The 26,660-nt window shown below is 42.7% G+C and carries 30 protein-coding genes; 25 read left to right on the forward strand and 5 right to left on the reverse strand.

What is annotated here, in order from left to right; all coding sequences use genetic code 11:
* Nucleotide 1 precedes the first annotated feature (1 nt).
* From MKY92_RS11860 to MKY92_RS11895, 8 genes are all read left to right on the forward strand, one after another.
* A complete protein-coding gene (locus MKY92_RS11860; protein ID WP_339300807.1) occupies nucleotides 2-658 on the forward strand; it encodes a hypothetical protein in 657 nt (218 codons plus the stop codon).
* A gap of 30 nt (nucleotides 659-688) precedes the next feature.
* The gene (locus MKY92_RS11865; RefSeq protein WP_339300808.1) at nucleotides 689-1,171 is read left to right on the forward strand and encodes a DinB family protein; all 483 of its coding nucleotides are present in this window, start codon (nucleotides 689-691) and stop codon (nucleotides 1,169-1,171) included.
* Nucleotides 1,172-1,225: 54 nt separating this feature from the next.
* Nucleotides 1,226-1,744: an AAA family ATPase gene (locus MKY92_RS11870; protein ID WP_127546045.1), complete on the forward strand. Its 519-nt coding sequence runs from the start codon at nucleotides 1,226-1,228 to the stop codon at nucleotides 1,742-1,744.
* Nucleotides 1,745-2,334: 590 nt separating this feature from the next.
* Nucleotides 2,335-2,721, forward strand: a complete 387-nt coding sequence (locus tag MKY92_RS11875; RefSeq protein WP_339300809.1) for a DUF5662 family protein — start codon at nucleotides 2,335-2,337, stop codon at nucleotides 2,719-2,721.
* Nucleotides 2,722-2,855: 134 nt separating this feature from the next.
* The gene (locus tag MKY92_RS11880; protein ID WP_339300810.1) at nucleotides 2,856-3,656 is read left to right on the forward strand and encodes an AAC(3) family N-acetyltransferase; all 801 of its coding nucleotides are present in this window, start codon (nucleotides 2,856-2,858) and stop codon (nucleotides 3,654-3,656) included.
* A gap of 38 nt (nucleotides 3,657-3,694) precedes the next feature.
* Nucleotides 3,695-4,174 (forward strand): DinB family protein, encoded by a 480-nt coding sequence (locus MKY92_RS11885; protein ID WP_339300811.1) that lies wholly within the window; start codon nucleotides 3,695-3,697, stop codon nucleotides 4,172-4,174.
* An 87-nt stretch (nucleotides 4,175-4,261) separates the two neighbouring features.
* Nucleotides 4,262-5,197, forward strand: a complete 936-nt coding sequence (locus tag MKY92_RS11890) for an acetamidase/formamidase family protein (protein ID WP_339300812.1) — start codon at nucleotides 4,262-4,264, stop codon at nucleotides 5,195-5,197.
* 48 nt (nucleotides 5,198-5,245) lie between these two features.
* On the forward strand, nucleotides 5,246-5,842 hold the full coding sequence (locus MKY92_RS11895) for an HAD-IA family hydrolase (protein ID WP_339300813.1): 597 nt from the start codon (nucleotides 5,246-5,248) through the stop codon (nucleotides 5,840-5,842).
* Nucleotides 5,843-5,881: 39 nt separating this feature from the next.
* On the opposite strand, the gene MKY92_RS11900 is transcribed toward MKY92_RS11895, so the two are convergent.
* Both MKY92_RS11900 and MKY92_RS11905 read right to left on the reverse strand, forming a co-directional pair.
* The gene (locus tag MKY92_RS11900; protein WP_339300814.1) at nucleotides 5,882-6,331 is read right to left on the reverse strand and encodes a DUF1569 domain-containing protein; all 450 of its coding nucleotides are present in this window, start codon (nucleotides 6,329-6,331) and stop codon (nucleotides 5,882-5,884) included.
* 41 nt (nucleotides 6,332-6,372) lie between these two features.
* A complete protein-coding gene (locus MKY92_RS11905) occupies nucleotides 6,373-6,846 on the reverse strand; it encodes a MarR family transcriptional regulator (RefSeq protein ID WP_076216291.1) in 474 nt (157 codons plus the stop codon).
* A 347-nt stretch (nucleotides 6,847-7,193) separates the two neighbouring features.
* Between MKY92_RS11905 and MKY92_RS11910 the strand changes: the two genes are divergently transcribed.
* The 5 genes from MKY92_RS11910 to MKY92_RS11930 all read left to right on the forward strand — a co-directional run bounded on the left by MKY92_RS11910 (nucleotide 7,194) and on the right by MKY92_RS11930 (nucleotide 10,555).
* A complete protein-coding gene (locus MKY92_RS11910) occupies nucleotides 7,194-8,021 on the forward strand; it encodes a methyltransferase domain-containing protein (protein WP_339300816.1) in 828 nt (275 codons plus the stop codon).
* A gap of 34 nt (nucleotides 8,022-8,055) precedes the next feature.
* Nucleotides 8,056-9,003 carry a hypothetical protein gene (locus tag MKY92_RS11915; RefSeq protein WP_339300817.1) on the forward strand — a complete coding sequence of 316 codons (948 nt, stop codon included), beginning with the start codon at nucleotides 8,056-8,058 and terminating at the stop codon, nucleotides 9,001-9,003.
* A 173-nt stretch (nucleotides 9,004-9,176) separates the two neighbouring features.
* Nucleotides 9,177-9,623, forward strand: a complete 447-nt coding sequence (locus MKY92_RS11920) for a GNAT family N-acetyltransferase (RefSeq protein WP_339300818.1) — start codon at nucleotides 9,177-9,179, stop codon at nucleotides 9,621-9,623.
* Nucleotides 9,624-9,668: 45 nt separating this feature from the next.
* A complete protein-coding gene (locus tag MKY92_RS11925) occupies nucleotides 9,669-9,992 on the forward strand; it encodes a hypothetical protein (RefSeq protein WP_339300819.1) in 324 nt (107 codons plus the stop codon).
* Nucleotides 9,993-10,030: 38 nt separating this feature from the next.
* Nucleotides 10,031-10,555 (forward strand): GNAT family protein, encoded by a 525-nt coding sequence (locus MKY92_RS11930; protein ID WP_339300821.1) that lies wholly within the window; start codon nucleotides 10,031-10,033, stop codon nucleotides 10,553-10,555.
* A gap of 135 nt (nucleotides 10,556-10,690) precedes the next feature.
* Here MKY92_RS11930 and MKY92_RS11935 read toward each other — a convergent pair whose 3' ends face one another.
* The 3 genes from MKY92_RS11935 to MKY92_RS11945 are packed head-to-tail and all read right to left on the reverse strand — an operon-like array spanning nucleotide 10,691 to nucleotide 15,055.
* A complete protein-coding gene (locus MKY92_RS11935) occupies nucleotides 10,691-11,656 on the reverse strand; it encodes a substrate-binding domain-containing protein (RefSeq protein WP_339300822.1) in 966 nt (321 codons plus the stop codon).
* A complete protein-coding gene (locus MKY92_RS11940; protein WP_339301767.1) occupies nucleotides 11,649-13,238 on the reverse strand; it encodes a response regulator in 1,590 nt (529 codons plus the stop codon). Before MKY92_RS11940 ends, MKY92_RS11935 begins: the two co-directional genes overlap by 8 nt.
* Nucleotides 13,239-13,243: 5 nt before the next feature.
* The gene (locus tag MKY92_RS11945; RefSeq protein WP_339300823.1) at nucleotides 13,244-15,055 is read right to left on the reverse strand and encodes a sensor histidine kinase; all 1,812 of its coding nucleotides are present in this window, start codon (nucleotides 15,053-15,055) and stop codon (nucleotides 13,244-13,246) included.
* Nucleotides 15,056-15,298: 243 nt separating this feature from the next.
* Between MKY92_RS11945 and MKY92_RS11950 the strand changes: the two genes are divergently transcribed.
* The 12 genes from MKY92_RS11950 (at nucleotide 15,299) to MKY92_RS12005 (ending at nucleotide 26,651) form a co-directional block, all read left to right on the forward strand.
* Complete coding sequence (locus tag MKY92_RS11950; protein WP_017689009.1) at nucleotides 15,299-16,321, forward strand: ABC transporter substrate-binding protein; 1,023 nt, start codon at nucleotides 15,299-15,301, stop codon at nucleotides 16,319-16,321.
* 84 nt (nucleotides 16,322-16,405) lie between these two features.
* Nucleotides 16,406-17,917 (forward strand): sugar ABC transporter ATP-binding protein, encoded by a 1,512-nt coding sequence (locus tag MKY92_RS11955; RefSeq protein WP_339300824.1) that lies wholly within the window; start codon nucleotides 16,406-16,408, stop codon nucleotides 17,915-17,917.
* Nucleotides 17,918-17,921: 4 nt separating this feature from the next.
* The gene (locus MKY92_RS11960) at nucleotides 17,922-18,965 is read left to right on the forward strand and encodes an ABC transporter permease (protein ID WP_339300825.1); all 1,044 of its coding nucleotides are present in this window, start codon (nucleotides 17,922-17,924) and stop codon (nucleotides 18,963-18,965) included.
* Nucleotides 18,955-19,929 (forward strand): galactofuranose ABC transporter, permease protein YjfF, encoded by a 975-nt coding sequence (gene yjfF / locus MKY92_RS11965; protein ID WP_017689006.1) that lies wholly within the window; start codon nucleotides 18,955-18,957, stop codon nucleotides 19,927-19,929. Before MKY92_RS11960 ends, yjfF begins: the two co-directional genes overlap by 11 nt.
* A gap of 109 nt (nucleotides 19,930-20,038) precedes the next feature.
* On the forward strand, nucleotides 20,039-21,091 hold the full coding sequence (locus MKY92_RS11970; RefSeq protein WP_339300827.1) for an ABC transporter substrate-binding protein: 1,053 nt from the start codon (nucleotides 20,039-20,041) through the stop codon (nucleotides 21,089-21,091).
* 219 nt (nucleotides 21,092-21,310) lie between these two features.
* Nucleotides 21,311-22,375, forward strand: a complete 1,065-nt coding sequence (locus MKY92_RS11975) for a polysaccharide deacetylase family protein (RefSeq protein WP_339300828.1) — start codon at nucleotides 21,311-21,313, stop codon at nucleotides 22,373-22,375.
* 191 nt (nucleotides 22,376-22,566) lie between these two features.
* Nucleotides 22,567-23,091: an AAA family ATPase gene (locus MKY92_RS11980; RefSeq protein ID WP_339300829.1), complete on the forward strand. Its 525-nt coding sequence runs from the start codon at nucleotides 22,567-22,569 to the stop codon at nucleotides 23,089-23,091.
* 25 nt (nucleotides 23,092-23,116) lie between these two features.
* Nucleotides 23,117-23,602, forward strand: coding sequence for an N-acetyltransferase family protein (locus tag MKY92_RS11985; RefSeq protein WP_339301769.1), 486 nt, complete (start codon nucleotides 23,117-23,119; stop codon nucleotides 23,600-23,602).
* A 12-nt stretch (nucleotides 23,603-23,614) separates the two neighbouring features.
* Nucleotides 23,615-24,145: an AAA family ATPase gene (locus MKY92_RS11990; RefSeq protein WP_339300830.1), complete on the forward strand. Its 531-nt coding sequence runs from the start codon at nucleotides 23,615-23,617 to the stop codon at nucleotides 24,143-24,145.
* A gap of 121 nt (nucleotides 24,146-24,266) precedes the next feature.
* Nucleotides 24,267-24,812 (forward strand): GNAT family protein, encoded by a 546-nt coding sequence (locus MKY92_RS11995; protein ID WP_339300831.1) that lies wholly within the window; start codon nucleotides 24,267-24,269, stop codon nucleotides 24,810-24,812.
* A gap of 566 nt (nucleotides 24,813-25,378) precedes the next feature.
* Entirely contained in the window at nucleotides 25,379-26,257 is an 879-nt protein-coding gene (locus MKY92_RS12000; RefSeq protein ID WP_339300832.1) for a methyltransferase domain-containing protein, read from the forward strand.
* A 34-nt stretch (nucleotides 26,258-26,291) separates the two neighbouring features.
* Nucleotides 26,292-26,651, forward strand: a complete 360-nt coding sequence (locus MKY92_RS12005) for an NIPSNAP family protein (RefSeq protein ID WP_339300833.1) — start codon at nucleotides 26,292-26,294, stop codon at nucleotides 26,649-26,651.
* Nucleotides 26,652-26,660 lie beyond the last annotated feature (9 nt).

The following is a 26,660-nucleotide window of genomic DNA, read 5'->3' on the forward strand; positions in this document are numbered from 1 at the left end:
AATGGATATCAAAAACAAAAGCGGAGATGTGCTTGGAAAGATTCAAATTGAATCCTTACGCAATGATCATGTGATTGACCGAATCGTCTTTGACTTAAAGCCTGGTGAGGGGAAGGCGATTTATACCGCAGATGTTATAGAGAATCAATTCACGCAACAGACCAATTATGCACCCATTCCATGGGAAGACGGTTTGAAACAATTGCAGAAACATTATTCTCCATGGCAGCCGAAATTTCCGATTGATTCTGATATCGATGCCATTCATGTATTTTATGGATTTGATAATTTAACTCCGCAAGAAATTGATGAAATGATTGAAGAGAGTAACAGGTCAGGCAGAAATGTAGTGATACGCGACTTGAAGCCCAATAAGAGGGTTGTGGGCATCAGCATCACCTATAAAGAATACGGTGGTTATAAACTTAACATTTTCGGGACAACAAAGAGCCGGATCGCATTGCCTGATCATGGTGGTACTACGGTTAAACAAACAGCTATACGTGGCGTCCAAGCATTTTATATATTCAATAATGAAACTTCCCAATTGATATGGATCGAAGAGGATGTGCATGGGAAGGCGCTGCAATACGAGATCATTGGTAGAAACATGTCAGAAGATCTTGTGATGAAGATTGCGAATTTAATGACCGAATAAATTTTATATTAATCTGAGTGAGGTGCAGCGATGAGTTACAAAGCTATTCTCATAGACCAATTAAACGCCTGTTATCATGACAAGAGCTGGTTTATACCGCTTCATGATATTTTGACAGACCTCAATGCGGCGGAGGCCGCTTATGTAAAGAATGAGGGGGAGCATTCCATTTGGGCGATTGTCAATCATCTTATTTTCTGGAATGAGAGGTGGCTTGAGAGATATATTGCCGAACAGGTCGACGGGCTGCATTCAGTGAATAATGAGGATACATTTGACATAGATCCGTCTACCCTGAACGATGTGGAGTGGCGCAAGACACTACATAGACTGAAAACCGTTTTTAGTGATTGGAACAAGGCACTCGAAGATAGCGAAGAACATAAATTGACCCGTGAAATTCCTTCCTATTTCAACGCGCCATGGTGGGGAGTTGTATCGAATCTATGTATTCATAATGCCTATCATATTGGCCAGATCATGCTGCTCAAAAAATCAATGAAACATACGTAATACACGCTGTATTAGGTTTATAAAATTATACTTAAGCAAAGGAAGATGACTTTCATGGAAAAAGGCAAAATTATATTTTTGAACGGTGTAACCAGCTCTGGTAAAACTTCAATTGTAGAGGCGATGCAATCATACGATGATCCGTTTTTCTATGTTGTGGCTAATGATTTATTTGAAAATACGATTGGTGATAAACATCTTCAGACGGATTACTGGAAGTATCTGAGTGAAGCGATTGTAATGATGTATCATACGGCAAAAGTATTTTCAGACCATGGAAAGCATGTTCTGATTGATGGCATTCTTGTGGAAAGACCGGAGCTCGCGCCGCATTATGAACAAGTCAAACAGATTTTTGAGGGGTATCCACTGGATATCGTTGAGTTATATTGCCCGCTCGACATCTGCCGTCAGCGGAACATCGAACGTGGGGATCGAAGAGAAGAGCAATCGGATGAGCAGCATCAAATCATGGCTTCCGACATTCAGTATAGTTACTCGGTGGATACGAGTCTGCATACACCTGAGGAATGTGCCGAGATGATTATCAATACGCTGTTTAAAAGTGAATAAAGCTTCACTGTATGAATTGAAGAGAATGAAAGAAAGAAGCTGGGGCGTCTATAGCATGATGTTCTAGCTTTTTGACTGTAGGGCACGACTGCTTCTTCATGACAGCCGAGATATCATCCATTGACAGAGCAGGCAATTGATGAGCAACATGAATTTACCTATTATTTTCCGAGAGATTGTCCTCGAATTGTATTGAGTAGAACAATTGAGACCAGTGATGAAAACAATGAGTAGTTTTTTATCACACGGATGCAGGCAGCATTGTAACTGTTGAAAGAGAGTGATATTCAAGGATCGTGCAACAAACGTTACATCGATACCATCTGGATGAAGCGTCTTTTCAACTTTTTAATAAAACAGCTGGGTATTATTTTTCCGATCAGGTGATTACACCAAGCTACGTAGAGAAAGTAGTTCACTTGGTAGAAAGGCTTTTGCAAGAGGAGTTCATCTGCGATTTACAACGCATTTTATCCTTTAAGGGAGGGTGTAGGGTTCGAAAATAGTAGGTTAGGGGGGATGACATTGCTTTCTGCATATTGGAGGTACTTTTTATATGTAACTGAACATAAATTGAATGTTTTAATCGAGTGCTGCATGAAGGTTTATATGCACAGGGGTTGCTTCATGATTTATCCAAGTTTTGTCCTCAAGAATTTATTCCTTATGCAATCAAGTTTTATGCCGGTCGTAAAGATGAAGATACAGAACTAAGATGGAAGAACGCATGGTTACATCACCAGAATCATAATAAACATCATTGGGAGTACTGGATTGTAAACAGAAATACAAAAGAAGCTCTGCCTATGCCACAAAAATATTTTATAGAAATGGTATGTGACTGGAGGTCTTTTTCGAGAAAATGGGGCCGCAGAGTCAAAGATTCCAATTTGGCAGAACGCATGATGAACTCGGAAGATGTTATTCTACATCCAATGACGAGAGAAGCGCTTATACAGTACTTATTAGAGAGGTGAATAATGATGATCCAAGATGATATGCGGTTTTTGGAATTGGCCATAGAAGAGCGGGATGCCGTAAAACGAAAAATGCGGAAAGAATGGAATGTTAGACGGGGAATTATCAATACAGCGTGGGATGAAAAGTTCATATGATAACAGTTGGAATTACAAAAAGTACGCTCAGTAATGATTTAAGACGATTAGGTGTTAAGAAGGGCATGACGGTAATCGTGCATTCCTCCTTCAAAGCAATAGGTAAGGTTATAGGCGGCCCGGTAAGTGTTATTTTAGCTCTGGAAGAAGCCGTTGGAACCAATGGAACCATTGTCATGCCCACTCAAACAGAACATCTTTGTGAACCTTCAGAGCATGACGCGAACTTGTCTTCAGAGGAAATTGAGTTCATCAAAGACAATATGCCTATTTATTATCCTGACTTAACACCAACCTCGTATATGGGCATCATTCCTGAGGTGTTTCGGAGGCAAGATGGTGTGTTTCGAAGCTCACATTCGCACATGTCTTTTGCTGCCTGGGGGAAAGAGGCAAAACGGATAACGGAAGATCACAACTTGCATTATGCATTAAATGAGAAATCTCCGTTAGGAAAAATCTATGATTTGAATGGACACATTCTGTTACTTGGTGCACCTACAAATAGTAACACCTCCTTGCACCTGGCCGAGTACAAACAGCAGAATACATTTGTTAAGCCAAAAGTCTGGGGAGTAAAAATGCTGGTAGATGGAATTGAACAATGGACTACATACGATGATATTAACAATGAATCAGATGATTTTGAATTGATTTTTAATGAGTTTAAGATCCAGACTAACGCTGTTACCGAAGGAATGGTAGGGAAAGCTGTGAGTTATCTGATACCCCAAAGAGAGATGGTTGATTATGCTTTGGGATGGATGAATCGGAACAGAAGAGAACATATAGAGTAGTGAACCATTTCAAAAAGAAAGAAGGGGGAAATGTAATCATGACCAAAGAGATTGAGCATTTGCTTCAAACTTTTGAAGAATGGGCGTTGTTTGTCAAAACGATGAATCATCTTGAAGAGAAGACCTGGAATTCCAGCATGGAAGAAGGGAAATGGACGATAAAATCCATCGTCAGTCATATCATGTTATGGGACCGATATTTTTACAAGGAAGCGATTGAGAAGATTGCTCTGAAGCAGCCAGTTACGTTGAAACATATGAATTTTGAAGAGTTTAATCGCAAAGCTATTGAATTTGGTAACCGCACAGAGACGTCCGAAATCGTAAACAAGGCTATCACGTACCGCCATAAAATTATGAATGACATTCGAGGGTTATCGGAGGAACAGCTTCATCAGACGTATTTGGACGCAGAGGGGAACGTATTTTATATTCCCCAATACCTTAAAGATTTTATATGGCATGACCAGCATCATATGGAACCGTTGAAGAAATATCTTGCCAACCTTGAAGCGTAAAGGATTTAGCAGGCAGAGGGTGACACGGAACACAGCATGTTGCTTGCTTTGAATATAATATGTATCCCAAACCAGGGAGGGATTGTAGTGAGTACTCATAAGATTGAATTAACTCAGGAAAATCTTATTGGTTCATTTACAAATGAGGTAATCCCCATTTTGAGCGTGAAATCTGGTGATTCCATTCGTTTTCAGACGCTAGATGCGGGCTGGGGAACAGGTGTGAGTTATGTGGAACGCATGAAACCTTTTGATCGTCAAGGTGAAAAAGATGGAGGTCATGCATTAATCGGTCCGATCTATATCGAAGAGGCGATGCAAGGACAGACGTTGGAGATTATTTTCAATGAGATCGTACCCGGGAGATACGGGTTTACTTCCGCTGGCGGATATCCGAACTGGCAGAACCAGAAGTTACATCTAACAGAGGTTGAAGAACTGTCGCTGAACTGGACACTTGATAGCCAAACGATGAATGGAACCTGTGAAATAAAAGGAAAGTCCTTCACTGTATCTCTCTCGCCGTTTATGGGTGTAGTGGGCATGCCGCCAGAGTCAGGTGGAATTCATACGACTTGGCCGCCTCGCTATTGTGGAGGGAACATCGACTGCAAGGAACTGGTGCAGGGAAGTAAATTATATTTACCTATCCCCGTAGACGGGGGTTATCTCGCGATTGGTGATGGTCATGCACGGCAGGGGGACGGTGAAGTCAGCTGTCAGGCCATTGAATGTCCGATGGAATTGGTGGATGTCACGCTTAATGTGATTGATGATATGATTTTGATCAATCCTCGTGCACATACGCCATCCGGCTGGATTACCTTCGGTTTTCATGAAGATCTGAATGAGGCTACGGTTCAAGCATTAGACGGGATGCTCAATCTGATGGGTGAGTTGTACGGACTAGAACGAGTGGAAGCGATTGCACTTGGAAGCGCGGTATTTGACCTGCGTATCACCCAAATTGTGAATGGCGTTAAGGGTGTACATGCTGTCCTTCCACATGACGCTTTTAAGTGACTTAAGGCCTTTTATACGTCGTATTAGATGAACTTGGGGGTCGATAAAATGAAAGGCAGACCACAGATCGTTTTAGATATCGCAGGGGTTTTGTTAAGTAATATGTCGTTGACGTGCTGGAAAGATATGAGTGAGGAAACCAACCTATCGGCAGAATCTTTGAAAGTACATTTTGCAGGAATCAAACGAAAGCTCTGGACAGGAATGATGAGGGAAGAAGAGTTCTGGCAATCGTTGAAGGAGATGTATCCCGAATTATCAATAAGCCGAGCGAAAGACATCTTGTACAATTCAATTGTTCCCTTAACAGCCGCTCAATACCTTGAGCGATGGAGTGAGTCCGCCGATATCCATCTGCTCAGCAATCATTGTAAGGAATGGATTGAGCCGAATCTTAGCCGTTTAAGCTCATTTACCAAAAGTGTAACCATCTCTAATCAAGTGGGTTTATGCAAACCTGAGATTGAGATATATCAACGGGTTGGAACCTTCCTGGCAGCTGGAGAAGAGGTTCTATTTATAGATGATCAAGAGAAAAATTTACATTCCGCTAATCTACTCGGTTGGAGGACTTTACTGGCTGACGAAGAGGGGGATTGGGTTAATGAAGTTGAGTCATTGCTAAGAAAGTTCATCAATGAATAACAAGTATAATCCACAATTCAAAAAATGTTCGTTTACGAATCACACTCCAAATTGCTTTAGATGATGATCTAAATGTTTATAGATGCCTATACCCCATTGCTCAGGTGTTAATTTTCCGAAAAAAGGATGGGGGTGGGAGGAGCAATTTTTTGGACCACCACTTTGGAAAGTTGTAATCTTTTGTTTCAGTTTCTCTTTCTCTACGATAAACTCTCTGTTGTCTTCTATGACAATTGTTGGGATGGTCGACATATTATGCGGTAATGGCTTTTCATTATAAAACATCGGTTTGGCCAACCTTCCAACGAACCTTCCCAGCAATCCTCTAGGTGGAAAAGCATTCCCCATGGGAATGTCTTGAAATGCCGAACAGTGAGCCAGCATTTGAGGGACCTGCATGGTTCCCCATTCGGGCTTGGAATTTGCACTGAGTCTATCAATACGCTCTACGATTTCCACAGTATGCGTTTTATTGAAAATACTTTTCATAAGAACACCCCAATCATGGTTTTGGATAAGATTAAGCTTCTCTACTCATTCACCTTATCGCTAAACTGTGTAATTTCCTTTTCTAAAATTTGCCCGACTTGGCCGAGAGCATTCGTTATATCTAATAATTGCTTCGGATCAAGGTGAGCCATAATATACTGGTTCCATTCATCGTACTGTGTATAGATCGCTTCCAGCACTTCTTCTCCTTTCGCCGTTAATTCAAGTAACTTGGTTCGTCGGTCTGTCGGATGGTCTTTGTACATAGTGAGCCCTTCATCGGTTAATACATCTGCAATGCGCTGTACACTTTGGCGGGCTAGCCCCATATCACGGGCGATTTTGGCTACTGTCGGTGTACCATGTCCAATGCGACCCAGTACCTGCCATCGGGCACTGCTCTGATGGAGTGAACGTGTAACGATGTCCCCCGAACGCATCAATAATCCATGAATGTGAAAGATGTGAAGGGAAAACTTGCTTAGTGGATCTTCTATATTTTGGTTGTATTTCATATGTTTATCTTAATTCATTGACAGTATGCTGTCAATATATTCGATATATCCTTATTACTTCTGAGATATAGAAGGTTGTTCATGCTAAAATCAAGAATAGAAAGATAGGGGAATTTTCGTTAATCCAGAAGAGTTATATAAAATTTGAGCTATAAATAGATCAATTACGTCATGATCCAAACCATAAGGAGACGAGTTATCTATGACAAAATTGCATGTTCGTGAAGCCGTTTCTACAGAAGCTCAAGCAGGGGAACAATTGAATCATAAGGATGCTTTTTTCTAGGCAAGAAAAAGGTCTAAGAATATATGTTTTTATTATTCTACTGAAGAACAGGAGAGAATATATGAGTGATCCGCGTTCAACATACAGTATCCAAACGGCAGTGTTAAGTTTACAAGAGGAATTAGAGAGGTTAAAGATGCAGGCGGTCATGGGGTGGTCCAAAGAATTTCGAAATCTAGAGTGGTATGGTTTGAAAAATGGAATGCGTGTATTGGAGGTCGGAAGCGGACCAGGTTACATTACAGAGCAACTATTGAACAGTCTGCCGGACAGCGAGCTTACCTCGCTTGAAATTGATCGTTCACTGCAAGCACAAGCCAAAGAACGGCTGAAAAATATTTCTTCCAAGCGATTACAATTTGTAGAGTCTTCCATCTACCAGATGGATCTGCCTGATGATTCTTTTGATTTTGTCGTGGCAAGACTGATCTTTCTTCACTTGAACAATCCAAACGAAGCTGCACAAGAGATATATCGTGTACTGAAGCCTGGCGGCCGTCTTGCCATTATTGATGTGGATGACGGCGTTTTTGGAGCAGTGAATCCTGATGTTCCTGCTTTGCATACGGTATTAATGAAAATTTCGGACTATGTAGCACAACACGGTGGTAATCGCTTAATTGGCAGAAGTCTGCCGCGTCTCCTTTCTGAGAGCGGATACATCGATGTTGACATTGATTCTGTCCTTCAACATAGTGATCTGTTAGGCATAGAAGGGTTTAAGCAGCAGTTTAATCTTAATCGTTTTGTCCATTTTGCTGAAAAAGATGTGATCAGTTCGGAGGAATTTGCTCAGCTGCAACAAGCTTCTGAAGCGATAAATCATTCGCCGGAAGCCTATGCCATGATGAATTTCATTACAGCTTGCGGCACGAAGCCATTGACATAGCTGGGTCGAAACTAATTAGGGACGGAGGATGGGGATGAATATCGTTCATTCTTTTCAGGAATTAGTAGTTCAAGGGGATCATCAGGGTATGATTGAGTTACTGAAAAACTACGAACAATCCAGGAAATTATCTGTTAATGAACAGGGCTGGGTCTACTGGAATGTTTCCGATGGTTATGCCTTGTTAAGAGAGCCGGAACTGCTTTATGCCAATCACCGGGAATTCTTCGAATGGGGAAAAGAAAATCTCGCCCCGGAGCAGTTACACTGGATCGTTTCGGATTCAACACAAGCGTTGTCATTATCTCTGGGGAACTACTTTAATTATTGGATTGATTGGTACCAATATGCTTGCGATCATGCTCCGAAGTTGGATACCAACCGAGGTGTTCGATTCGAGAGCCATCGGGCTTTGGGTGGTTCGCTTTGGGTTTTGGAGAGATACAGTGAAATGGACAGTGCGCTTGAAAATATGAACCAGCTCATACAAGAAGATGAGTCATGGTCCAATATTCTTTTTGCCCGGATTACATATAACAAACAGCGTCTGGCCTATCTGTATCATGCCGGGCATTTCGCGGGAGTTGAAGCTCTTGTAAACGAAACGATGGACTGGATTGATGAAATCAATGATGGAACACTACCCATTTCAAGAAAAGATGAAGTGGTCGGAAGCTGGGAGGATATTAATGTCTCCAGAAATTCGCAAAGAGATATCAACATTGCGTTGAACAATTTTGCCTGTATTTTAACGGATATCGAAAGGTATCAGGAAAGTGTGAAATTGTTCATGCAAATACAGGAACGTGGTCACCACATTAATGCATATGGTTTTTCCAAATGGATATATTCGATCTGGAAGACAAGAGGGGCTAAGGCAGTTAAAGATGCATTAGCAGCTAATGCATCTTATGAAATAGCGGACCTTGTGAAACATACTCCTAAATTATCAGAGATCCAAGGTTTAACTTCAGGTGATTGAAGTCGCAAGAGGCCTGCACAACAACATGAAAGGAGTGATGTGATATGAGAAACAATATGAATATGAGTAGAAGAAATGAAGTTGCCAGAGGTGTTTTTGTCTAGCGCAGAGGACCCAAGGAAGGGTTCCAAGGGATTCCTCTGTGTAATTTTCACGAGGAGGAATTTCAAACAATGATTCATTTAAGAAGTGTGTCAGTGGATAATTGGTATGCATGTACCCAACTGAATGTCACTGAAGAACAGAAAAAAAGTTTTCCCGCGCCGGTTGTATATTGGATTGCTGAATCCAAGGTCGTGACCGATTTTCGACCGATGGCCATCTATTTTGATTCGGAACTGGTTGGATTTGCTGTGTACTCAGATAAGCCGGATCATGAGGATAACTACTGGCTTCTTGCTCTTATGATAGATACAAAATATCAGGGCAGAGGTTATGGAAGAGAAGCGCTTAAGAAGTTAATTGATCTAATGAAAGAATCGCTGAATTGCAAACGCATCATGATTGGACACAGGCCGGAAAATGGTATCGCCGGAAATCTGTATGAATCACTTGGTTTTCAGAGAGTAAGTGAAGGGCAGATTGATGGCGAAGTTGTTCGGCTTCTAAGATGCAAGTAGTGCCAAATCACACGTGATTTGGATTGTAAAGGAGGTAACTTGTCTTTGAAGCATGTACACATTGTTTTCTCATTACTCTTTATCATGTTAGGAATTGTGATTATTACGCTCTCGAAAATGATTGAAGAGGTGATTCCCAAGTTAGGGTATGCAGCATTCCAGTCAGCAGCAGCGGGTAGTTATACTCCGAGTGATTATCAAGTGAATTTTGAACTGAATTATTGGATAGGCGCGATATGTATATTGGGTGGAGTTATCTGTTTATTAGCTAGAATGAATTGGGTTCAGAACTCCATTCGTGAAATGAATATAAGAAACAAAGCGTTTGATGAAACTCATAATTATGACGACACAAGAGAACTGAAATAGGTTATGATATGACATAAAAAAAGAAGGGGCGGATATACATGATTACATTCCAATACTTTGAACCGGAAGATTTTGATCAACTGATCGAATGGAGTGGGGATGAAGCATTTCTGCTCCAGTGGGCAGGCCCTCAGTTCCATTATCCACTTTCCAGAGAGCAGCTATCGGATTATCTGCATGGTGCCAATGATAAAAACACTTCAAATAAGTTCATTTATAAAGTGATGGATGAATCGACTCAGGAGATTGTAGGTCATATTGCTCTTGGCGGTATCGATCGATATAATCGTTCAGGGCGTATCGGTAAGGTGCTTGTTGGCAAGCCTTATCAGGGTAAAGGTTATGGGAAGCAAATGATCGATGAGGCACTTCGAATTGGATTTGAAGAGGAGAAGTTGCACCGGATCAGTCTGGGCGTATTTGATTTTAATGTCTCAGCCATCCGATGTTATGAAAAAGCGGGCTTTGTACAAGAGGGACTTATTCGTGATGCGAGAAGATATGAAGATACATTCTGGAATCTTATCGAGATGAGCATATTAGAAAATGAATGGAAAAAATGAATTCTCAAAAGCGATCATCATACTTGAGAGTCATCTTTCTTGAGAAACACCTCGATGAACGGATGTAATAACTACGTGTACGGAAATTTAGATGGGGATGTCCTCCAGTCATCAGAATGACACGAGGACATCCCCTTAATTACTTCCTTCCTGGTTTATTTCAATGATCCCCGTGTCAATAAATTCCTTCACAGGCACACCTTCGCTCGCGAGTAACAGGGTCTCCATCATTTTGGCACCCCAGACTCCTTCATTCTGCGAAATAACGGCAGACAATTGACCGTTGAGCAACCCGTTTTCACTAGTGGGACTGTCACCGAACGCGATTAAATGCCGGTTAAGGCCTTTTGCTTTCCAGATCAGGATAGAGGCAGAGACAGAAACAAAATCGAGCCCGATAATCGCATTGAAGTGAGGGTGAGCCTGAATCATGTTCTCCATATCGGACATGGCTTGATCTTCATTCCCTTGATGATAACGTACTTCCAAGATTTCGATGTCTGTTTCACTGCGGATATAATCAATGAATCCATTAAGCCGCTGCTGCAAACCTTGCATCTCCTCCAAGCCATTCTCGACAAGAATCATGCCTTGATTATGCAGGAGTCGTGTAGTTGTCATCGCGAACTGCTCGCCAGTGCGATAGTTATCGGCGCCAACATAAGCGATTCGATGACTGGATGGGACATCTGACTCAAATGTAATGACAGGAATACCTGCAGCTTGGGCTGCATCAATAACGGGTGTAAGTGCAGCAGCATCCACAGGAGATATAGCTATCCCGTCCACATGTTGTTTGATCATATTCTCCATGATACGGATCTGTTGTTCGGTATTGGCTTCATCAGGTGCGTTTACAATTAATGTAATATTGTGTTTCCCTGCATATTCCGTTGCATCCTTCGTGATCATCTCATAGGTTGGATACGTCATGGGATAGATAATACCAAAAGTTTTGCTCGCTACAGATTTCTCTACAGGTGGAGTCGTAGGAAGTATTGCAGCCATCTGCTGTGGGCGAATGTGTGCCGAACCGGATGAAACGATCATCGGGAACAGAAGGCTTAGTGTAAGTAAAAGTGCAAATCTGGCTTTATTCATACATTGACTCTTTTCTCATATCTGATGGTCTGGCCTGCGATTCCTCGGTTCCTTGAGTACGGTATTCTCTTGGCGTAAAACCTGTTGTTTTCTTGAATATATTAGAAAAATAGTGAGAGTCATTGTAACCAACTTTGTAAGCAATCTCAAAGGTTTTGTTGTTGGTTGTTTTCAGCAGCTCCTTGGCTTTGCCGATTCGAATCTGGGTTAAATACTCCGTTATCGTTTGACCAGTTTCCTGACTGAAAATCTTGCTTAGATGACTTGGACTGATTCTGACGTGTGCAGAAATCATCTTCAACGAGACCTGTTCGTTATTGTATTCACGGGATACATAGGCTTTCACCTGATCAATGACATCACTGTATTTCCCGGAGCACGCTGCTCTTCTCTGCCATAACAGGTTAAGCAGGGAACACAGATATTGGGTGCAATCCTCCCAGCACGTAATCTTCCGGATCGTCTGCTGTAGGGAAGTAATGTTCTCATCCGAATGGTCACTCATGCGGAACAACTGATTCGCGAGCCGAAACGACTCCAGCGTAAGATCATTCAACAGATAGAAGCCATACGAGGAGGACTTCCAGTCGAAGGGCTGTAATGGAGCGGCAAACTCCTGCACAAAATGGTCACGCAGATTGGGGCTGCCGATTTTGAGGAATTCAAGAAATGAATTCCTGTCGAGAAAAAGAGTCGTTTGCTCATCCAGGTTAATTTCACGTAGAGAAGCTCTGTTCTGAAGGGTGAGCCGGGTAATATATTTATCCTCCTCCGCTTCCAGATATGAGACATGAATGCCTTGCAGCCGCTCCTGTTGACTGCCAATGCCCAGAATAATATTACATTTGAACGTATGCTCAAGCTCCATACGAACCCGCCCGCGAAGCTGCTCCAGATATACGGATATGTTCTCATCGTCATTATACTTGAGCAGAAGCACGAGCTCCGTCCGGCTTCGAATATAAGGTAGAAGTTCTACGTGGGGATCACGAGTTTCCTCCAGTATGGGAAGCAGCTTCTTCATCATGGATTCCGAGTCCGGGGAATCCTCTGTTAATCGAACGTCGATAATGACAATGGTGTAATACCTGGCTGAGAGAGGAAGTGAGAGTTGTTTGGCTGATTCAATCGCATCGGTTGTACCGATGAGTCCCCCGCACAGATCGGCCAGCAGTTTTTCTTTGGTGATCGTTCGGTTTGTCATGCGTTGGTGTTCTTCATCCATTTGTTTGCTGACCTTATGCAGTATTTGGATTAGCTCTGCTGCGCTAATGGGCTTTAGACAGTACTCGGTCACACCAAGTCGGATGGCCTCCTGGGCATAGCTGAATTCATCATGACCACTCATGATAATGATTTTGATGTCAGGGTGTTGCGTGCGAACGATGGAGGTCAGTTCCAATCCGTTCATAAATGGCATTTTGATATCCGTAATCAGAATATCCGGAGCCCATTCATGAATTAAAGGTAACGCAAGCTCACCGTCGGGTGCATCCCCGCAATAGTGAAAACCTTCCTTTTCCCAATCAATGCAACTGCGTATATTCTCCCGAATTCCAATTTCGTCATCCACAATCATCACCTTTTTCAACGGTTAACCTCCTTGCTTTTGGGGATACGAATCATAAATGTGCTGCCTTCCATATACGTACTTTCCATTTCAACACCATAAGCTGGTCCGAAATAGAGTCGAATCCGGTGATGTACATTGAGCAGACCAAATCCGCCTTCCTGCTCGTCATCTTGGGGTGAACGGGAATCTGCCGGCTTCTCCAGCTCTTCACGTAATTGTGCCAATCGATCCGCAGACATGCCAATTCCGTTATCCTGTACGGTGAGAATGATGCTATTGTCCTCTACATACCCGTGTATGGATATCAGCCCTTGACCGCGTTTGTTCTTGATCCCATGATAGAGCGCGTTTTCAATCAGGGGCTGCAGCGTCATTTTCAAAATGGGATAATCCTGAAGTTCACGATCAACGCTGATCTCGTAGGTGAGAATATCGTGGTACCTCATCTGTTGAATAACCAAGTAACTCCGCGCATGTTCAAGCTCGGTTTGAATGGATACCCAGTCGAATCCTTTGTTCAGACTCAAACGAAAGAATTTCGAGAGGGCTTGCACAAGTTTAATTACATTTTCTTTTTTCTCTGCTTCAGCCATCCATAGGATAGATTCCAACGTGTTATACAGGAAATGAGGGTTGATCTGAGCTTGCAGCGTACGTAGTTCAGCTATTTTTACCTGTTCATTCTCTCGAATGCTCTTTTCAATTAGTGTTTTGAGCTTATCCAGCATCACATTGAAGCTTTTGCCCAGATCAGCAATTTCGTCCGAGCCGTGTGGTGTGACTTTGGCTTCCAAGTAACCGTTTGCAGCTTTACGCATCTTGTTCATCAGAATCCGAATGGGAAAAATCAGTCGATTATTCAGGAAAAAATATAACGATATCGCAAAGAAAGCACTTAACAAAACCGTAATGATGATCAATTGGCGAATGCTATTGGCCTCTGCAATGATTTCCTGATAAGGAGCTACCCCGACCATTTTCCATCCGGTTTGTTTTGAGGTGCTGTATACAACAAACTGGGGCTTGGATCCTGCAGACAGGATAAAGCTGTCGTGCTGTAGATGTAAAGGAACCGATCGGATCTGATCCATCATGGTTATGGATGCCGGGGTGACATCCGGCCTGAAGAGTGTATTTCCGTATTGATCACTAATATAGAAAAAACCGGAATCCTTAATGGGGGTATTCGTCAAAAAATCATCAATGAATGAATCATTCAAATCAATCACTATGAACCCGATGACCTCATGTGTAATTCGCTCTTTGACCGTGGTTATAATTGAAAGCGCATTCTGTTTAGGGTAAGCAAACCCATCCAGCCTGTTATATTCGGCATAGGCTGCAGAATGAGGGATGCGCAGAATGGCATCCGGATACTGTATTAGATACTTGAAGTACGGGTTACGCAGCGGATTTCGTTCCAGCTTGAACACGCCTTTTCGTTCACTTATGCCTTTTCCATAGAAATTCACGAATGAGATATTAAGTACCTTGTCATACTTGTAGGTTTCCCGATAAAGATTGTATGTCTGAAGGATGGCTTTGGCTTCCGGGTAGGACTCAGATTGAGAATACAAGTATTGAAGCACTTGCGGGTTCTTGCCCAGTTCGAGCAGCCGTTCCGTATCCTCAAACAAGATGTCAATGTTCCTGGCAAGCTGGTCGGCAACCAGCTGTGTCGAGGCCTTATTATGATTGGATACGACCGTATAGGATTTGTGGTAAGAAATCAATCCAACCACGATCAGTGGCACTGAACTGAGGATAATAAACATGCTGAGTAATTTAAGCCTGAGGCTTGAAGCAATCCATTGAATGAGTTTCAACGTATTCCACTCCATCTGAAGGGATCAAAAATGTATCATTAGTATAACATGATTTTCTAATATGTAAGAGAATCGCTAAATACTACACAATTAAACAAAGAAATTACACTTTTTAAACTCCATTTTTTGAAATTACTAAATTATTACATAAATAAAGTATGAGACTCCATATAAGCTCGGAATGAAAGCGTTCTATAATGTGGTCACACCACAAGGTGAAACGAAAAAAGGGAGGATCACAACATGCGAACCAAAAAAAAGTGGGGACTTGCCATAACATTGGCTATGGTGATGCTGGTCAGCACGGCATGTAGCAGTACCAATGGAGGAGCAGGCTCCGATAATGAAACTTCAACGAGTGGGAATGGCAGTACACCTGCCAGCGCCAAAACAATTACGCTTGGTTTTTCGCAGGTTGGTGCGGAGAGTGGCTGGCGTTCGGCGAATACCAAGTCGATTCAGGATTCAGCCAAAGAAGCGGGTTATGATTTGAAATTCTCCGATGCGCAGCAGAAGCAGGAAAATCAAATTAAAGCTTTGCGATCCTTCATACAACAGAAGGTGACGGTGATTGCTTTTTCCCCTGTTGTAGAATCCGGTTGGGATACCGTATTGAAGGAAGCGAAGGATGCAGGCATTCCCGTGATTTTGACGGACCGTGCTGTGGATTCGCCGGATAAAACCCTCTACAAAACCTTTATTGGTTCCGACTTTGTAGAAGAAGGACGCAAAGCAGGTCAGTGGCTTAGTGACCAATACAAAGACACACAAGATGAAATCAACATTGTTGAGCTGCAGGGTACAACAGGCTCCGCACCAGCGAATGACCGTCAAGAGGGCTTTATGGAATTGATTGCTTCCAATTCGAAGCTTAAAGTGATTGCTTCACAATCGGGTGACTTTACACGTGCCAAAGGCAAAGAAGTCATGCAAGCTTTCCTCAAAGCACATAAAAAAATAGATGTTCTCTATGCACATAATGACGATATGGCACTTGGGGCAATTCAGGCCATTGAAGCGGCAGGATTGAAACCAGGCGTAGATATTACCATTATCTCTGTGGATGCCGTGAAGGATGGTATGCAGGCTGCTGCTGATGGCAAAATCAACTTTATCGTTGAATGTAATCCGTTGTTAGGACCTCAATTAATGGAAGCGGTTCAATCGGTAGTGGACGGGAAAGACATCGAACCCCGAATCGTTACGGATGAGACGACCTTCACATCGGAGCAAGCCAAAGAAGCATTGCCAACACGTGAATATTAAAAGCAGATTCGTATAACACCGAAAAGTCATTTTTCGACCGGCTGTCGCTAAATGACTTTTTTCCATAACAAAGGAGAGGGTTATATGGCCGAGCAAGCACCCATTTTGCAAATGACAGGCATCACCAAACAATTTCCTGGGGTTAAAGCGCTGTCCAGCGTCAGCTTTCGCTTGTTTCCGGGCGAGATTCATGCCTTGATGGGTGAGAACGGAGCGGGGAAGTCGACGCTTATTAAAGTTCTGACTGGCGTTTATTCCATTGATGAAGGAACGGTAACCATGGATAACCGGCATCTTTCGATCTCCGGTCCGCTTGAAGCGCAAAAGGCGGGAATCAGTACCGTTTATCAAGAGGTCAATCTCTGCCCGAACTTAACAGTCGCTGAAAATATTTTCATCGGGCGGGAGCCGATGCGATTTGGCAAAATCAATTGGAAGCAAATGAACAAAGATGCGGAGAACATTCTGCGAGACAGATTACATCTGTCCATCGACGTTAAGGCTCCTTTACAGACCTGCTCGGTCGCGATGCAACAACTGATTGCAATTGCAAGAGCACTCAGCATCTCGGCAAAAGTGCTCATATTGGATGAACCCACATCCAGTCTGGACAAAAACGAGGTTCAGCAACTGTTTCGTATTATGCACAAATTAAAGAGTGAAGGTCTCGCGATTCTTTTTGTTACTCATTTTCTTGATCAGGTATACGAAATGTCGGATCGTCTAACGGTGCTCCGTAACGGGGAATTGGAAGGAGAGTACATAGCCGCAGAACTTCCACGCATGGAACTTGTGCTCAAGATGATCGGCAAGGAGCTTGAGGTGCTTGAGGAGCTTCCGAAGGAAGCGGAGGCTGCCCAGGCGGAGTCGGGAGAACTGTTAATTACCGCTAAGGCACTTGGACGCAAAGGAGCAATTGAGCCTTTTGATCTGGACATTCGCAAGGGAGAAGTCGTGGGCTTGGCTGGGTTATTGGGGTCTGGTCGTACCGAGATCGCTCGCCTTTTCTTTGGTGCAGATCGTTCAGATGTAGGCAAGCTGCTCGTTGTAGATACAGGAAGTACGGTCAAGTCGCCGCGTCATGCAATTGATCAGAATATTGCTTTTTGCTCCGAGAACCGTAAAACCGAAGGCATAATCGATGATTTGACCATTCGGGAGAACATTATTCTGGCTTTACAAGCGACACGAGGCTGGTCCAAACCCATCTCACGCAAGAAACAGGATGAGATCGCCGAAAAGTACATCAACCTGTTAAATATCCATCCGAAAAACCCGGAGCATTTAATTAAAAATCTGAGCGGCGGTAATCAGCAAAAGGTGTTGCTTGCACGGTGGCTGCTGATGAACCCCGATCTGTTGATTCTCGATGAACCTACGCGTGGAATTGATATCGGTGCAAAGACTGAGATACAGAAGCTGGTGCTCTCTCTGTCGAAGCAGGGCATGGCCGTGCTGTTCATTTCGTCCGAGCTGGAAGAAGTGATTCGTGTCAGCCACCGGATTGCCGTAATCCGGGACCGCAAAAAAGTGAAAGAACTTAGCGGGGATCAGATCCATCAACAGCAAATCATGAAAGCAATGGCAGGAGGTTAAAGAGATGGCGGGCAAGATGCGTAAACATCATTTGTTTTGGCCGTTATGTATGCTTGGTTTACTTTTAATCTTTAATTTGCTGTACTCTCCGGATTTCTTCTCCCTCGTCATGCGTGAAGGGAATCTGTATGGCAGCTTGATTGATATTCTCAATTTTGGAGCGCCTTTAATTCTGGTATCGATCGGTATGACACTGGTGATTGCGACCGGAGGTATCGACTTGTCCGTGGGCTCCATTGTAGCGATCTCGGGTGCTGTGGCTTGTATGAGCATCAGCAGAGGAGTGGATCAGAGTTCGCTCTGGCTTGTGTTGGGTGCACTTGGATTATCTATAGGTCTCTCACTGATCTTGGGCATATGGAACGGGGCGCTGGTTTCGGTTGCCCGAATCCAACCCATTATTGCAACGCTTATTCTGATGGTAGCTGGACGTGGGATTGCGCAATTGATTACGAGTGGACAGATTATTACTGTATCCAACGCGAACTACGCCTATATCGGGGCAGGCTCGCTTGCAGCATTACCTTTCTCCATCTTCATCGTATTAACTGTGCTGCTTGTTGCCTCATTGCTGACGAGAAAAACGGCACTGGGACTGTTTATCGAATCGGTCGGAAGTAACGCAAACGCGAGCCAACTGGCAGGTATTCGTTCAAAAACGGTTATTCTCACGGTATATGTCTTCTGTGGTCTGTGTGCTGGCATTGCCGGGCTTATTCTCAGCTCGAATGTATCCAGTGCGGATGGAAATAACTCAGGTCTATGGTATGAACTTGATGCCATTCTTGCTGTAGTCATCGGGGGTACTTCACTCAATGGTGGTCGTTTCTATCTAATGGGTACCGTCGTTGGAGCACTCATTATCCAAACCTTAACAACGACGATCTATATGATTGGAGTCCCGCCAGAAGTTACACTGGTTGTCAAAGCCTTTGTTGTACTGGCCGTATGTTTGATTCAATCCGATTCATTCCGCAATTCCATGGTGATCCGTTGGAAAAAACGGAAGTTTCCAGCCGAACAGGGGGTTAACCGCCATGTTTCTTAATCGTAAGTATCTCCCGGTCTTTGTCACCTTCGGCTTGCTGGCCGTGATGTTTGCCATAGGCTCTTTCCGGTATACGGGGTTCTTTTCCACACAGGTACTGCTTAATCTTCTCATTGATAACGCATTTCTGATTATCACGGCAATTGGCATGACTTTTGTGATTGTATCGGGAGGAATCGACCTGTCAGTAGGTTCTGTCATTGCGCTGACGACCATCATTAGCGCAAGTCTGGTCGAGAAGCAGGGCTGGTCGCCTGCGATTGTTATACCTATGGTGCTTGTCATGGGTGCGCTCTTTGGCACAGTCATGGGGGCGATCATCCACTATTTCAAAATCCAGCCCTTCATCGTGACATTGGCAGGCATGTTTTTGGCGCGGGGGCTGTGTTATGTCATCAGTCTCGACACCATTACCATTACGAATCCATTTTACACACAGGTTGCGCAGGCGAAAATCTCCCTGCCAGGGGGCAGCTTTGTCTCCATTAATGTGATTATTGCTCTGGTCATTGTACTGCTCGCGATCTACCTGGCACATTACACCCGGTTTGGGCGCAACGTTTACGCCATCGGCGGAAGCGAGCAATCCGCGCTGCTCATGGGACTGCCGGTTGCACGTACCAAAATCCTGGTGTACACGTTCAGCGGTTTGTGCTCCGCGCTTGCCGGTGTTGTCTTCACCTTCTATATGTTATCCGGTTATGGATTACACGCCATGGGTCTTGAACTCGATACCATCGCCGCTGTTGTAATAGGAGGCACCTTGTTAACAGGTGGTGTAGGGTATGTGGCGGGAACCTTTATTGGTGTATTGATCCAGGGAGCTATCCAAACTATAATTAGCTTCGAAGGCACGCTCAGCTCATGGTGGACCAAGATTGTGATTGGCCTGATGCTGTTTGTCTTTATTTTGTTCCAGCGACTTCTTAGCGGGCGGCGAGTATCCTCGAAATCACTGCATTAAGTTGATCGAATTAAAATGATATTGAACACGGATACCGAAACAATGATATAACAATATGCGCTCTGCATTGGTGAATGCTGAGCGTAACATGGAGATGGGGGATGCGTGAGTGAGAAGACATGTGAACGGGTTGTGTTTGTTCATTCTACTGCTGCTTGTCGGCTGCACAACCCCTGATTCTGAATCTGTTCCTTCTCCCATCTCGTCTAACAACTTGGAAACTCTTCCCTCCGTTGAGGAATGGATGGAGTCAGCGGTAGCAAGGGATACCTCTACGAAACCGATTGTCTTGGGTTTTTCACAACTGGGCAGAGAGAGTGCCTGGCGTCTGGCAAACTCCACGTCTATTCGGAATGCTGCGGCTGAATCGGGAATCTCCCTTGTCATAAAAAATGCAGAACAGTCTCAGACGAAACAGTTCGAGGCTGTTCGGTCGTTCATCAGGCAAAAGGTGGATGTCATTGCTATTGCACCGGTCGTGGAATCGGGCTGGGATGGTATTCTTCAGGAGGCCAGGGATGCAGGTATACCCGTAATCATCGTAGACCGGTCAGTTGACGTCAAAGACACTTCACTTTTTGTGACAACGATTGGATCGGACTTTTATGAGGAAGGGGTGAAGGCCGGGAAGTACATTCAGGATCGGATGCGAAATCATCCGGGTTTGATACGGATTGCCGAACTGCAAGGCACGAGTGGTTCTACGCCTTCCATCCAGCGTGGCGAGGGCTTTAGAAGCATTTTCGACACCAGAACAGACATCATCTTCTCACAAAGTGCTCCTGCCGATTTTACGGAGGACAATGGGAAACAAGTGATGAAAGAATTCCTTCAGGTCCCGGAAGACAAACGGCCGCAGGTTCTTTTTGCCCATAATGATGAAATGGCTTTTGGCGCGATACAAGCGATAGAAGAAGTTGGACTGAAGCCGGGAGAGGACATTATCATTGTCTCGGTGGACGGCTCCCGCAAAGCACTTGAAATTCTGGCGAGTGGGAAAATCAACGCTGTGGTGGAATGTAACCCGCTGCTTGGTCCTCAGCTTATGCAGGCTACAAAAGAAATTATTGCAGGGCGTACACTCCCGAAGCGCATGGTGCCCCCGGAGGACATTTTTACACAGGAGAGTGCTAGACGGGAGATGTACAATAGGCGATTCTAGAACTCGTGAAAAAATAGAACATTTTGGATAAAATTCAATTTACTTTAAATGGAGGTATCGTTTATACTGAACTCACCTTGAACTAAAGCTCTTATTTATCAGAAAGGACGCAGCGGATTACATACTTTTGAAAGCGCTTTTTTTCGAGGGGGAAAGTTCGATAAAGAGAGGGAGTGTAGAAGGTATTATGCTGTGAATATATTATGAGGAGGTAATTTTATGTTCAAAGTAAAGCTTGCAAAGGTGGTAATGTCTCTCGCACTTTTCGGTACCTTGTTTTCTATTCCGGCGGTGCCCAATGCTGGTGCTGCAGATGCAAGTTGTCCGAATGGTTATGTAGGTCTGACGTTTGATGATGGCCCATCTGGAAATACAACAAACATGCTTAACGCGTTGAAGCAGGCTGGCTTACGGGCAACGATGTTTAATGTTGGACAAAATGCGCAAAATAATCAATCTCTGGTTACTGCACAGGTGGCAGCTGGAATGTGGATTGGCAATCATTCCTATACACATCCGAATATGACAACATTAAACAGCTCTCAGATGTCGTCAGAGATTACTCGGACACAGCAGACGATCCAGTCCATTACCGGAAGTTCACCTAAACTGTTCAGACCTCCTTACGGTGCGACAAATGCGACCTTGAAATCCGTTGTGAGCCAAAACGGCCTGAAGGAAGTGCTGTGGAACGTAGATTCCCAAGACTGGAATGGTGCCAGCGCAGCCCAGATTGTAGCAGCTGTGAACACGATGAAAAGTGGTGACGTCATTCTAATGCATGATCAGTATCAGACGACACTTCAAGCCATTCCGCAGATTGCACAAAATCTGAAGAATCGTGGCCTTTGCTCCGGCATGATCTCATCAACGACCGGTCGGGCAGTTGCACCCGATAGTAGCACTACGAATCCGCCAAGTAACGGAACAAAAGTGGAAGCTGAGAATATGACCAAAGGTGGGCAATACACCGGCAATATCAGTTCTCCTTTCAATGGCGTGGTCCTTTATGCTAACAATGATTTGGTTAAATACACTCAGAATTTTGCAACGAGCACTCACAATTTTTCACTTCGTGGAGCTTCAAACAATGCCAACATGGCTAGAGTTGATTTGAAGATTGGTGGACAGACGAAGGGAACCTTTTACTTTGGCGGGAGCTCTCCAGCGGTCTATACCCTGAATAATGTCAGTCATGGGACGGGAAATCAGGTCATTGAGTTGGTTGTAACAGCCGATGACGGGACATGGGATATCTATATTGATTACTTGGAAATACATTAACAAGCTCAAGGTTGATTGAAAAATAATTCACTTTGATGAAATCCCGTTGGGTTGTCCCAATGGGGTTTCATTATGTTTTTTGCCATTTTGTAACACAAAAGTGGAAGGAAAACATTTATAATGGATGAAATTGTATATGAGAAAAATTGTTTCTATTGAAGAATTTCATTGAATGGGAGTGAAAGGATCAAATGATTATTATGATTAACGGAGCGTTTGGTTCGGGAAAAACTTCTGCAGCAGAAGCACTTCAGCCCTTAATTGCAAACAGCATGATTTACGATCCTGAAGAAATAGGTTATATGCTCAGAAAACTTCTTCCGGAGAATTGTAGAGAGGAAAGGGAACGGACGGATGATTTTCAAGATATCGATCTATGGAAAATTCTAACCGTAAAGACAGCTAAAGAAGTAAAGCAGAAATACAACAAACACTTAATCATCCCTATGACCATCTATAAAGAGGAAAACTTTAATTACATTTATAACGGGTTGAAAGAGATCGATCAGGACATTCATCATTTTTGCCTTACGGCTACAGAAGAGACGATTTATCATCGTTTGGCTAAACGCGGAGATGAATATGGAGGCTGGCAGTATCAACAAGCACCAAAGTGTGTTGAAGCTTTCAAGGATGAACAATTTCAAACTCGCATTATTACCGATCATCTGGATACTAGTGAAATCATAGAAATTATTTTGAAGAAAATGAACTGAAGAGGATGGAACCTAATTGACGACTGTGACTTTTGAAGAGGTAACCGAACAACACCTCCCTGAAATTAGAGTGATTTATAACTATTATGTAATGAATACAACGATTTCATTTCATACGGAGGAATTAGATCATGATCAGATTAAATCCTCTGTCATGAACAAGGATACGCGGTATAAAACTTATGTAATTCTTGAATACAATCAAATGATGGGTTATGTTCTGATCACCCAATATAAGAGTAAACAGGCATATGACATTTGCGGTGAAGTCACCATATATTTAAAGCCCGATATTTTGGGAAAAGGCTTGGGGAAACAAGCACTACATTTTATAGAGAAGATTGCAAAAGAACAAGGATTCCATACCTTAATTGCGACGATTTGCATGGAGAATACAAGAAGTAAATCATTATTTGAGAGAAATGGTTATGAACAATGTGCTCTGTTTAAAGAGATTGGATATAAATTCGATAGAAAACTGGATATTGGAAGTTTCCAAAAAATATTGTAAGGAGAATACAGAATGAGTAAAAATCTATATATTATATCTGGACCCCCTGGAGTGGGGAAATCAACAACTTCAAATCTGCTAGTTCAGACTTTAGATAAGAGTGCTTACATTTCAGGAGATGTGGTTAGTCACTTTCCGGTCAAAGGGCGAGGTAAACCCTGGCTTGATAAGGATACAAATGACTTAACTTGGAAAAATATATCTAGTCTAGTGAAGAACTTATTGGATTATAAATACGATGTAGTTCTGGACTATGTGGCCTTTCCGGAAGACATTGATGGATTATTGACGGAATTGGCAGACTATGATGTTCGCATAATCTATGTTGTATTAATGGTTGATCGTCAAACCATTATTCGCAGAGACCGTCTAAGAGCAGAAGAATATCAAATGAAAGAAAGAAGTATAATTCTGCTGGATGAGTTTGAAAATCATCCGGACCTGAAAGTAGATAACAAGCTGTATACTAATCATTTTACAGAAGAACAATTACCTGAAATAGTAAGTGAAATTATAAAAAATGATAAATATCGGGTGAAATAACTGTACTGTTATTATGCTTCGAATTGAAAATGATAAGAGGGTTGAATAACTAATACAAGGTAGAAACAAGCATTAGATTTTAGGAAGGTTGCATAAGGAAAAAATCGTGGGGGGATTATCGATGTCTCGTATTTATGGTGAACGGATTGTGTTAAGAGAATACCAGGATTCTGATTTGGATTACATCAAACAATGGGTGAACGATCCGGAAATCACAGGGACATTATCAGATAATTTTTTGTATCCTCATTCGAGTTATGAGACGGAAGTCTTTTTCAGGACAATGGTTGAAGGCAAGTCTTCAAATAAAAGTTTTATTATCGGGTTAAAGGATTCGCTAGATTATATAGGCCAGATCGATTTGTACAAAATTGATTATAAAAATCGCTTTGCATGTTTAGCAATTGTAATAGGGAGAAAAGAATTTTTAGGTAAAGGTTATGGAAGTGAAGCAATCCGTGTACTACAGAAGTTTGTCTTCGAAGAGCTAAATTTAAACAGATTAGAACTTGAAGTGTACGAGTATAATGAGATTGCTTACAAATGTTATTTAAAATGTGGCTTTAAAGAAGAAGGAAGATACAGAAAGAAGATATATAAAAAGGGGAAATACTGGGATAGTGTTTGCATGAGTATATTAAAAACTGAATATGAGCAATTGGGTTGAATGATCTCTCAAATATATAACGGAGGAGAATGATACGAGGACAAAACTATCGATCTGGTGATAAAGGGGCTTGGGATTAACTGCTAAGGTTCGATAGACATCTCATGCTTTCGCAGTACACCTTATGTAAGTGATTGGAATATTTGGTTTTGAAGCAACTGTATAGAGGAGACGACAATATTAATCATTGCATACGTTGATATGCATTAACATAGCGTTGCATCCTTGAATGTGTGAGCAAGCGCTAACGAACCTGACACGTCTTATTCGGGAATTTGAAACGTCCTCCGAAATCTAAGGAATCTGAGACACGCTATATCAGAAAAAATAGCCTTTTGTAGCGTTTTTGTCAGATGATTTTGGGAAATAAGATGTCCTGTGTTCCTTAGAAAATCGCCTGGCCATTCGCCAGCATCAGTCACCCTGAACTTCAGCAATTTTCGGACAGTAAGCTGGCACCCATCATCGTTTACTTGCCTGAGTTTGAAGACACACTCTAGTCCATTTCCCCATGATATTTGAATGTTTATGAATACGATTACATCTTATGAGGGAGGGAGTTCACCTTGTCTGATTACTATTGGGATGACCAAATTGAATATCTGAGAAATACGCGGTGGCTATATTATAACGATGATTATCTTGAGTTTTTGGTTCAACGTGTATGGAAGATTGAAAAGTCGGTAGATATGATCGACTATGGATGTGGTTTTGGCTATCTCGGCCTGAAGCTACTTCCTTTATTACCCGAAGGATCAACCTACACCGGATTAGACAAGGGGGAGGAATTGATTAAGCAGGCCAAAGAGATTTTCTCAAAGACCTCTTATCAAACGACTTTTATAGTAGATGACATTGAAACGGTGCAAGTGAAACGTCAATACGATATTGCGATAAGTCATGCCTTCTTATTACATATGACAGAGCCTATCATCGTTCTTCAGAAGATGACCGACAGTGTAGTAGATGAGGGTAGAATCATATGTTTTGAACCCCATTGGATCGCTAATATGTCAAACTATGAATTACATGGACTTGAACAATCCAAGATTATTCAGCTAGGTATTCTCCAAAAATTGTTCGAGGAGGATGCCAACCGCAGTGGTAAAGATGGAAATATTGGTATGAAGATTCCAATTCTGCTTAGCCAACTTGGCTTGCGAAATGTAGAATGCCGGGTGAGTGACAAAGTTAACTTCTTAGATCAACACATGGCAGATTTGGATAAGGGAAAGCTTTTTCATGCATTAAAAGAAGAAGGACTGGGACAAGAACCGAATGCAAGAAATGAAGTAGTTGCTCAACTGATGGAAAGAGGACTGAATTCAGAAGAAGCGAATAGAGAATATGAAGCAGAGAGTGTATTTGCTAGGAAGTTTAATGAAAACTCATGGTTAACCTATGCTCCAAACATGAAAATTACATCGGGAATCGTGACGAGATAGGTGTATAGCTTCTATCACACATAAGGAGGTACACATGATGATATATAGGAGAAAAACCTATATTATTGCGACTTCTTTTGTAGAAGAGTTTAATGCTCTATTTAATGATATTTTGCTGCCATCCCAATTGAAATACGGATCAAGACTTATTGGGAGATGGCACACACCAATCGATGATGAAACCAGCGAAGTTTTTGCGATGTGGGAATACGATACCCTTGAACAATACGAAGAAATTGAGAAAAAGATAAAATCAGATACAGAACACGTAAAGCGAGTTCAAGCCCGTTTTGATCAGATTGGAAGACATCGGTATAAAGAAGTATTTCGAGAAGAGATTAGGCAAGCGTTTTTCACATCGACAGTAGAGCGCGAACAAACGATTTTGAAGTGAATGAAGAAG

Source organism: Paenibacillus sp. FSL R5-0623 (genome assembly GCF_037974265.1).
Taxonomy (GTDB): domain Bacteria; phylum Bacillota; class Bacilli; order Paenibacillales; family Paenibacillaceae; genus Paenibacillus.

Excerpts from the sequence above, each read along its gene's own strand:
- MKY92_RS11980 (WP_339300829.1), top strand. The coding sequence starts at position 22,567 with ATGATTATTATGATTAACGGAGCGTTTGGTTCGGGAAAAACTTCTGCA.
- MKY92_RS11900 (WP_339300814.1), bottom strand. The coding sequence starts at position 6,331 with ATGAAAAGTATTTTCAATAAAACGCATACTGTGGAAATCGTAGAGCGT.
- MKY92_RS11865 (WP_339300808.1), top strand. The coding sequence starts at position 689 with ATGAGTTACAAAGCTATTCTCATAGACCAATTAAACGCCTGTTATCAT.
- MKY92_RS11880 (WP_339300810.1), top strand. The coding sequence starts at position 2,856 with ATGATAACAGTTGGAATTACAAAAAGTACGCTCAGTAATGATTTAAGA.
- MKY92_RS11975 (WP_339300828.1), top strand. The coding sequence starts at position 21,311 with ATGTTCAAAGTAAAGCTTGCAAAGGTGGTAATGTCTCTCGCACTTTTC.
- MKY92_RS11920 (WP_339300818.1), top strand. The coding sequence starts at position 9,177 with ATGATTCATTTAAGAAGTGTGTCAGTGGATAATTGGTATGCATGTACC.
- yjfF (WP_017689006.1), top strand. The coding sequence starts at position 18,955 with ATGTTTCTTAATCGTAAGTATCTCCCGGTCTTTGTCACCTTCGGCTTG.
- MKY92_RS11870 (WP_127546045.1), top strand. The coding sequence starts at position 1,226 with ATGGAAAAAGGCAAAATTATATTTTTGAACGGTGTAACCAGCTCTGGT.
- MKY92_RS11885 (WP_339300811.1), top strand. The coding sequence starts at position 3,695 with ATGACCAAAGAGATTGAGCATTTGCTTCAAACTTTTGAAGAATGGGCG.
- MKY92_RS11905 (WP_076216291.1), bottom strand. The coding sequence starts at position 6,846 with ATGAAATACAACCAAAATATAGAAGATCCACTAAGCAAGTTTTCCCTT.
- MKY92_RS11950 (WP_017689009.1), top strand. The coding sequence starts at position 15,299 with ATGCGAACCAAAAAAAAGTGGGGACTTGCCATAACATTGGCTATGGTG.
- MKY92_RS11860 (WP_339300807.1), top strand. The coding sequence starts at position 2 with ATGGATATCAAAAACAAAAGCGGAGATGTGCTTGGAAAGATTCAAATT.
- MKY92_RS11960 (WP_339300825.1), top strand. The coding sequence starts at position 17,922 with ATGGCGGGCAAGATGCGTAAACATCATTTGTTTTGGCCGTTATGTATG.
- MKY92_RS11910 (WP_339300816.1), top strand. The coding sequence starts at position 7,194 with ATGAGTGATCCGCGTTCAACATACAGTATCCAAACGGCAGTGTTAAGT.
- MKY92_RS11995 (WP_339300831.1), top strand. The coding sequence starts at position 24,267 with ATGTCTCGTATTTATGGTGAACGGATTGTGTTAAGAGAATACCAGGAT.
- MKY92_RS11955 (WP_339300824.1), top strand. The coding sequence starts at position 16,406 with ATGGCCGAGCAAGCACCCATTTTGCAAATGACAGGCATCACCAAACAA.
- MKY92_RS11990 (WP_339300830.1), top strand. The coding sequence starts at position 23,615 with ATGAGTAAAAATCTATATATTATATCTGGACCCCCTGGAGTGGGGAAA.
- MKY92_RS11895 (WP_339300813.1), top strand. The coding sequence starts at position 5,246 with ATGAAAGGCAGACCACAGATCGTTTTAGATATCGCAGGGGTTTTGTTA.
- MKY92_RS11930 (WP_339300821.1), top strand. The coding sequence starts at position 10,031 with ATGATTACATTCCAATACTTTGAACCGGAAGATTTTGATCAACTGATC.
- MKY92_RS11935 (WP_339300822.1), bottom strand. The coding sequence starts at position 11,656 with ATGAATAAAGCCAGATTTGCACTTTTACTTACACTAAGCCTTCTGTTC.
- MKY92_RS11915 (WP_339300817.1), top strand. The coding sequence starts at position 8,056 with ATGAATATCGTTCATTCTTTTCAGGAATTAGTAGTTCAAGGGGATCAT.
- MKY92_RS12005 (WP_339300833.1), top strand. The coding sequence starts at position 26,292 with ATGATGATATATAGGAGAAAAACCTATATTATTGCGACTTCTTTTGTA.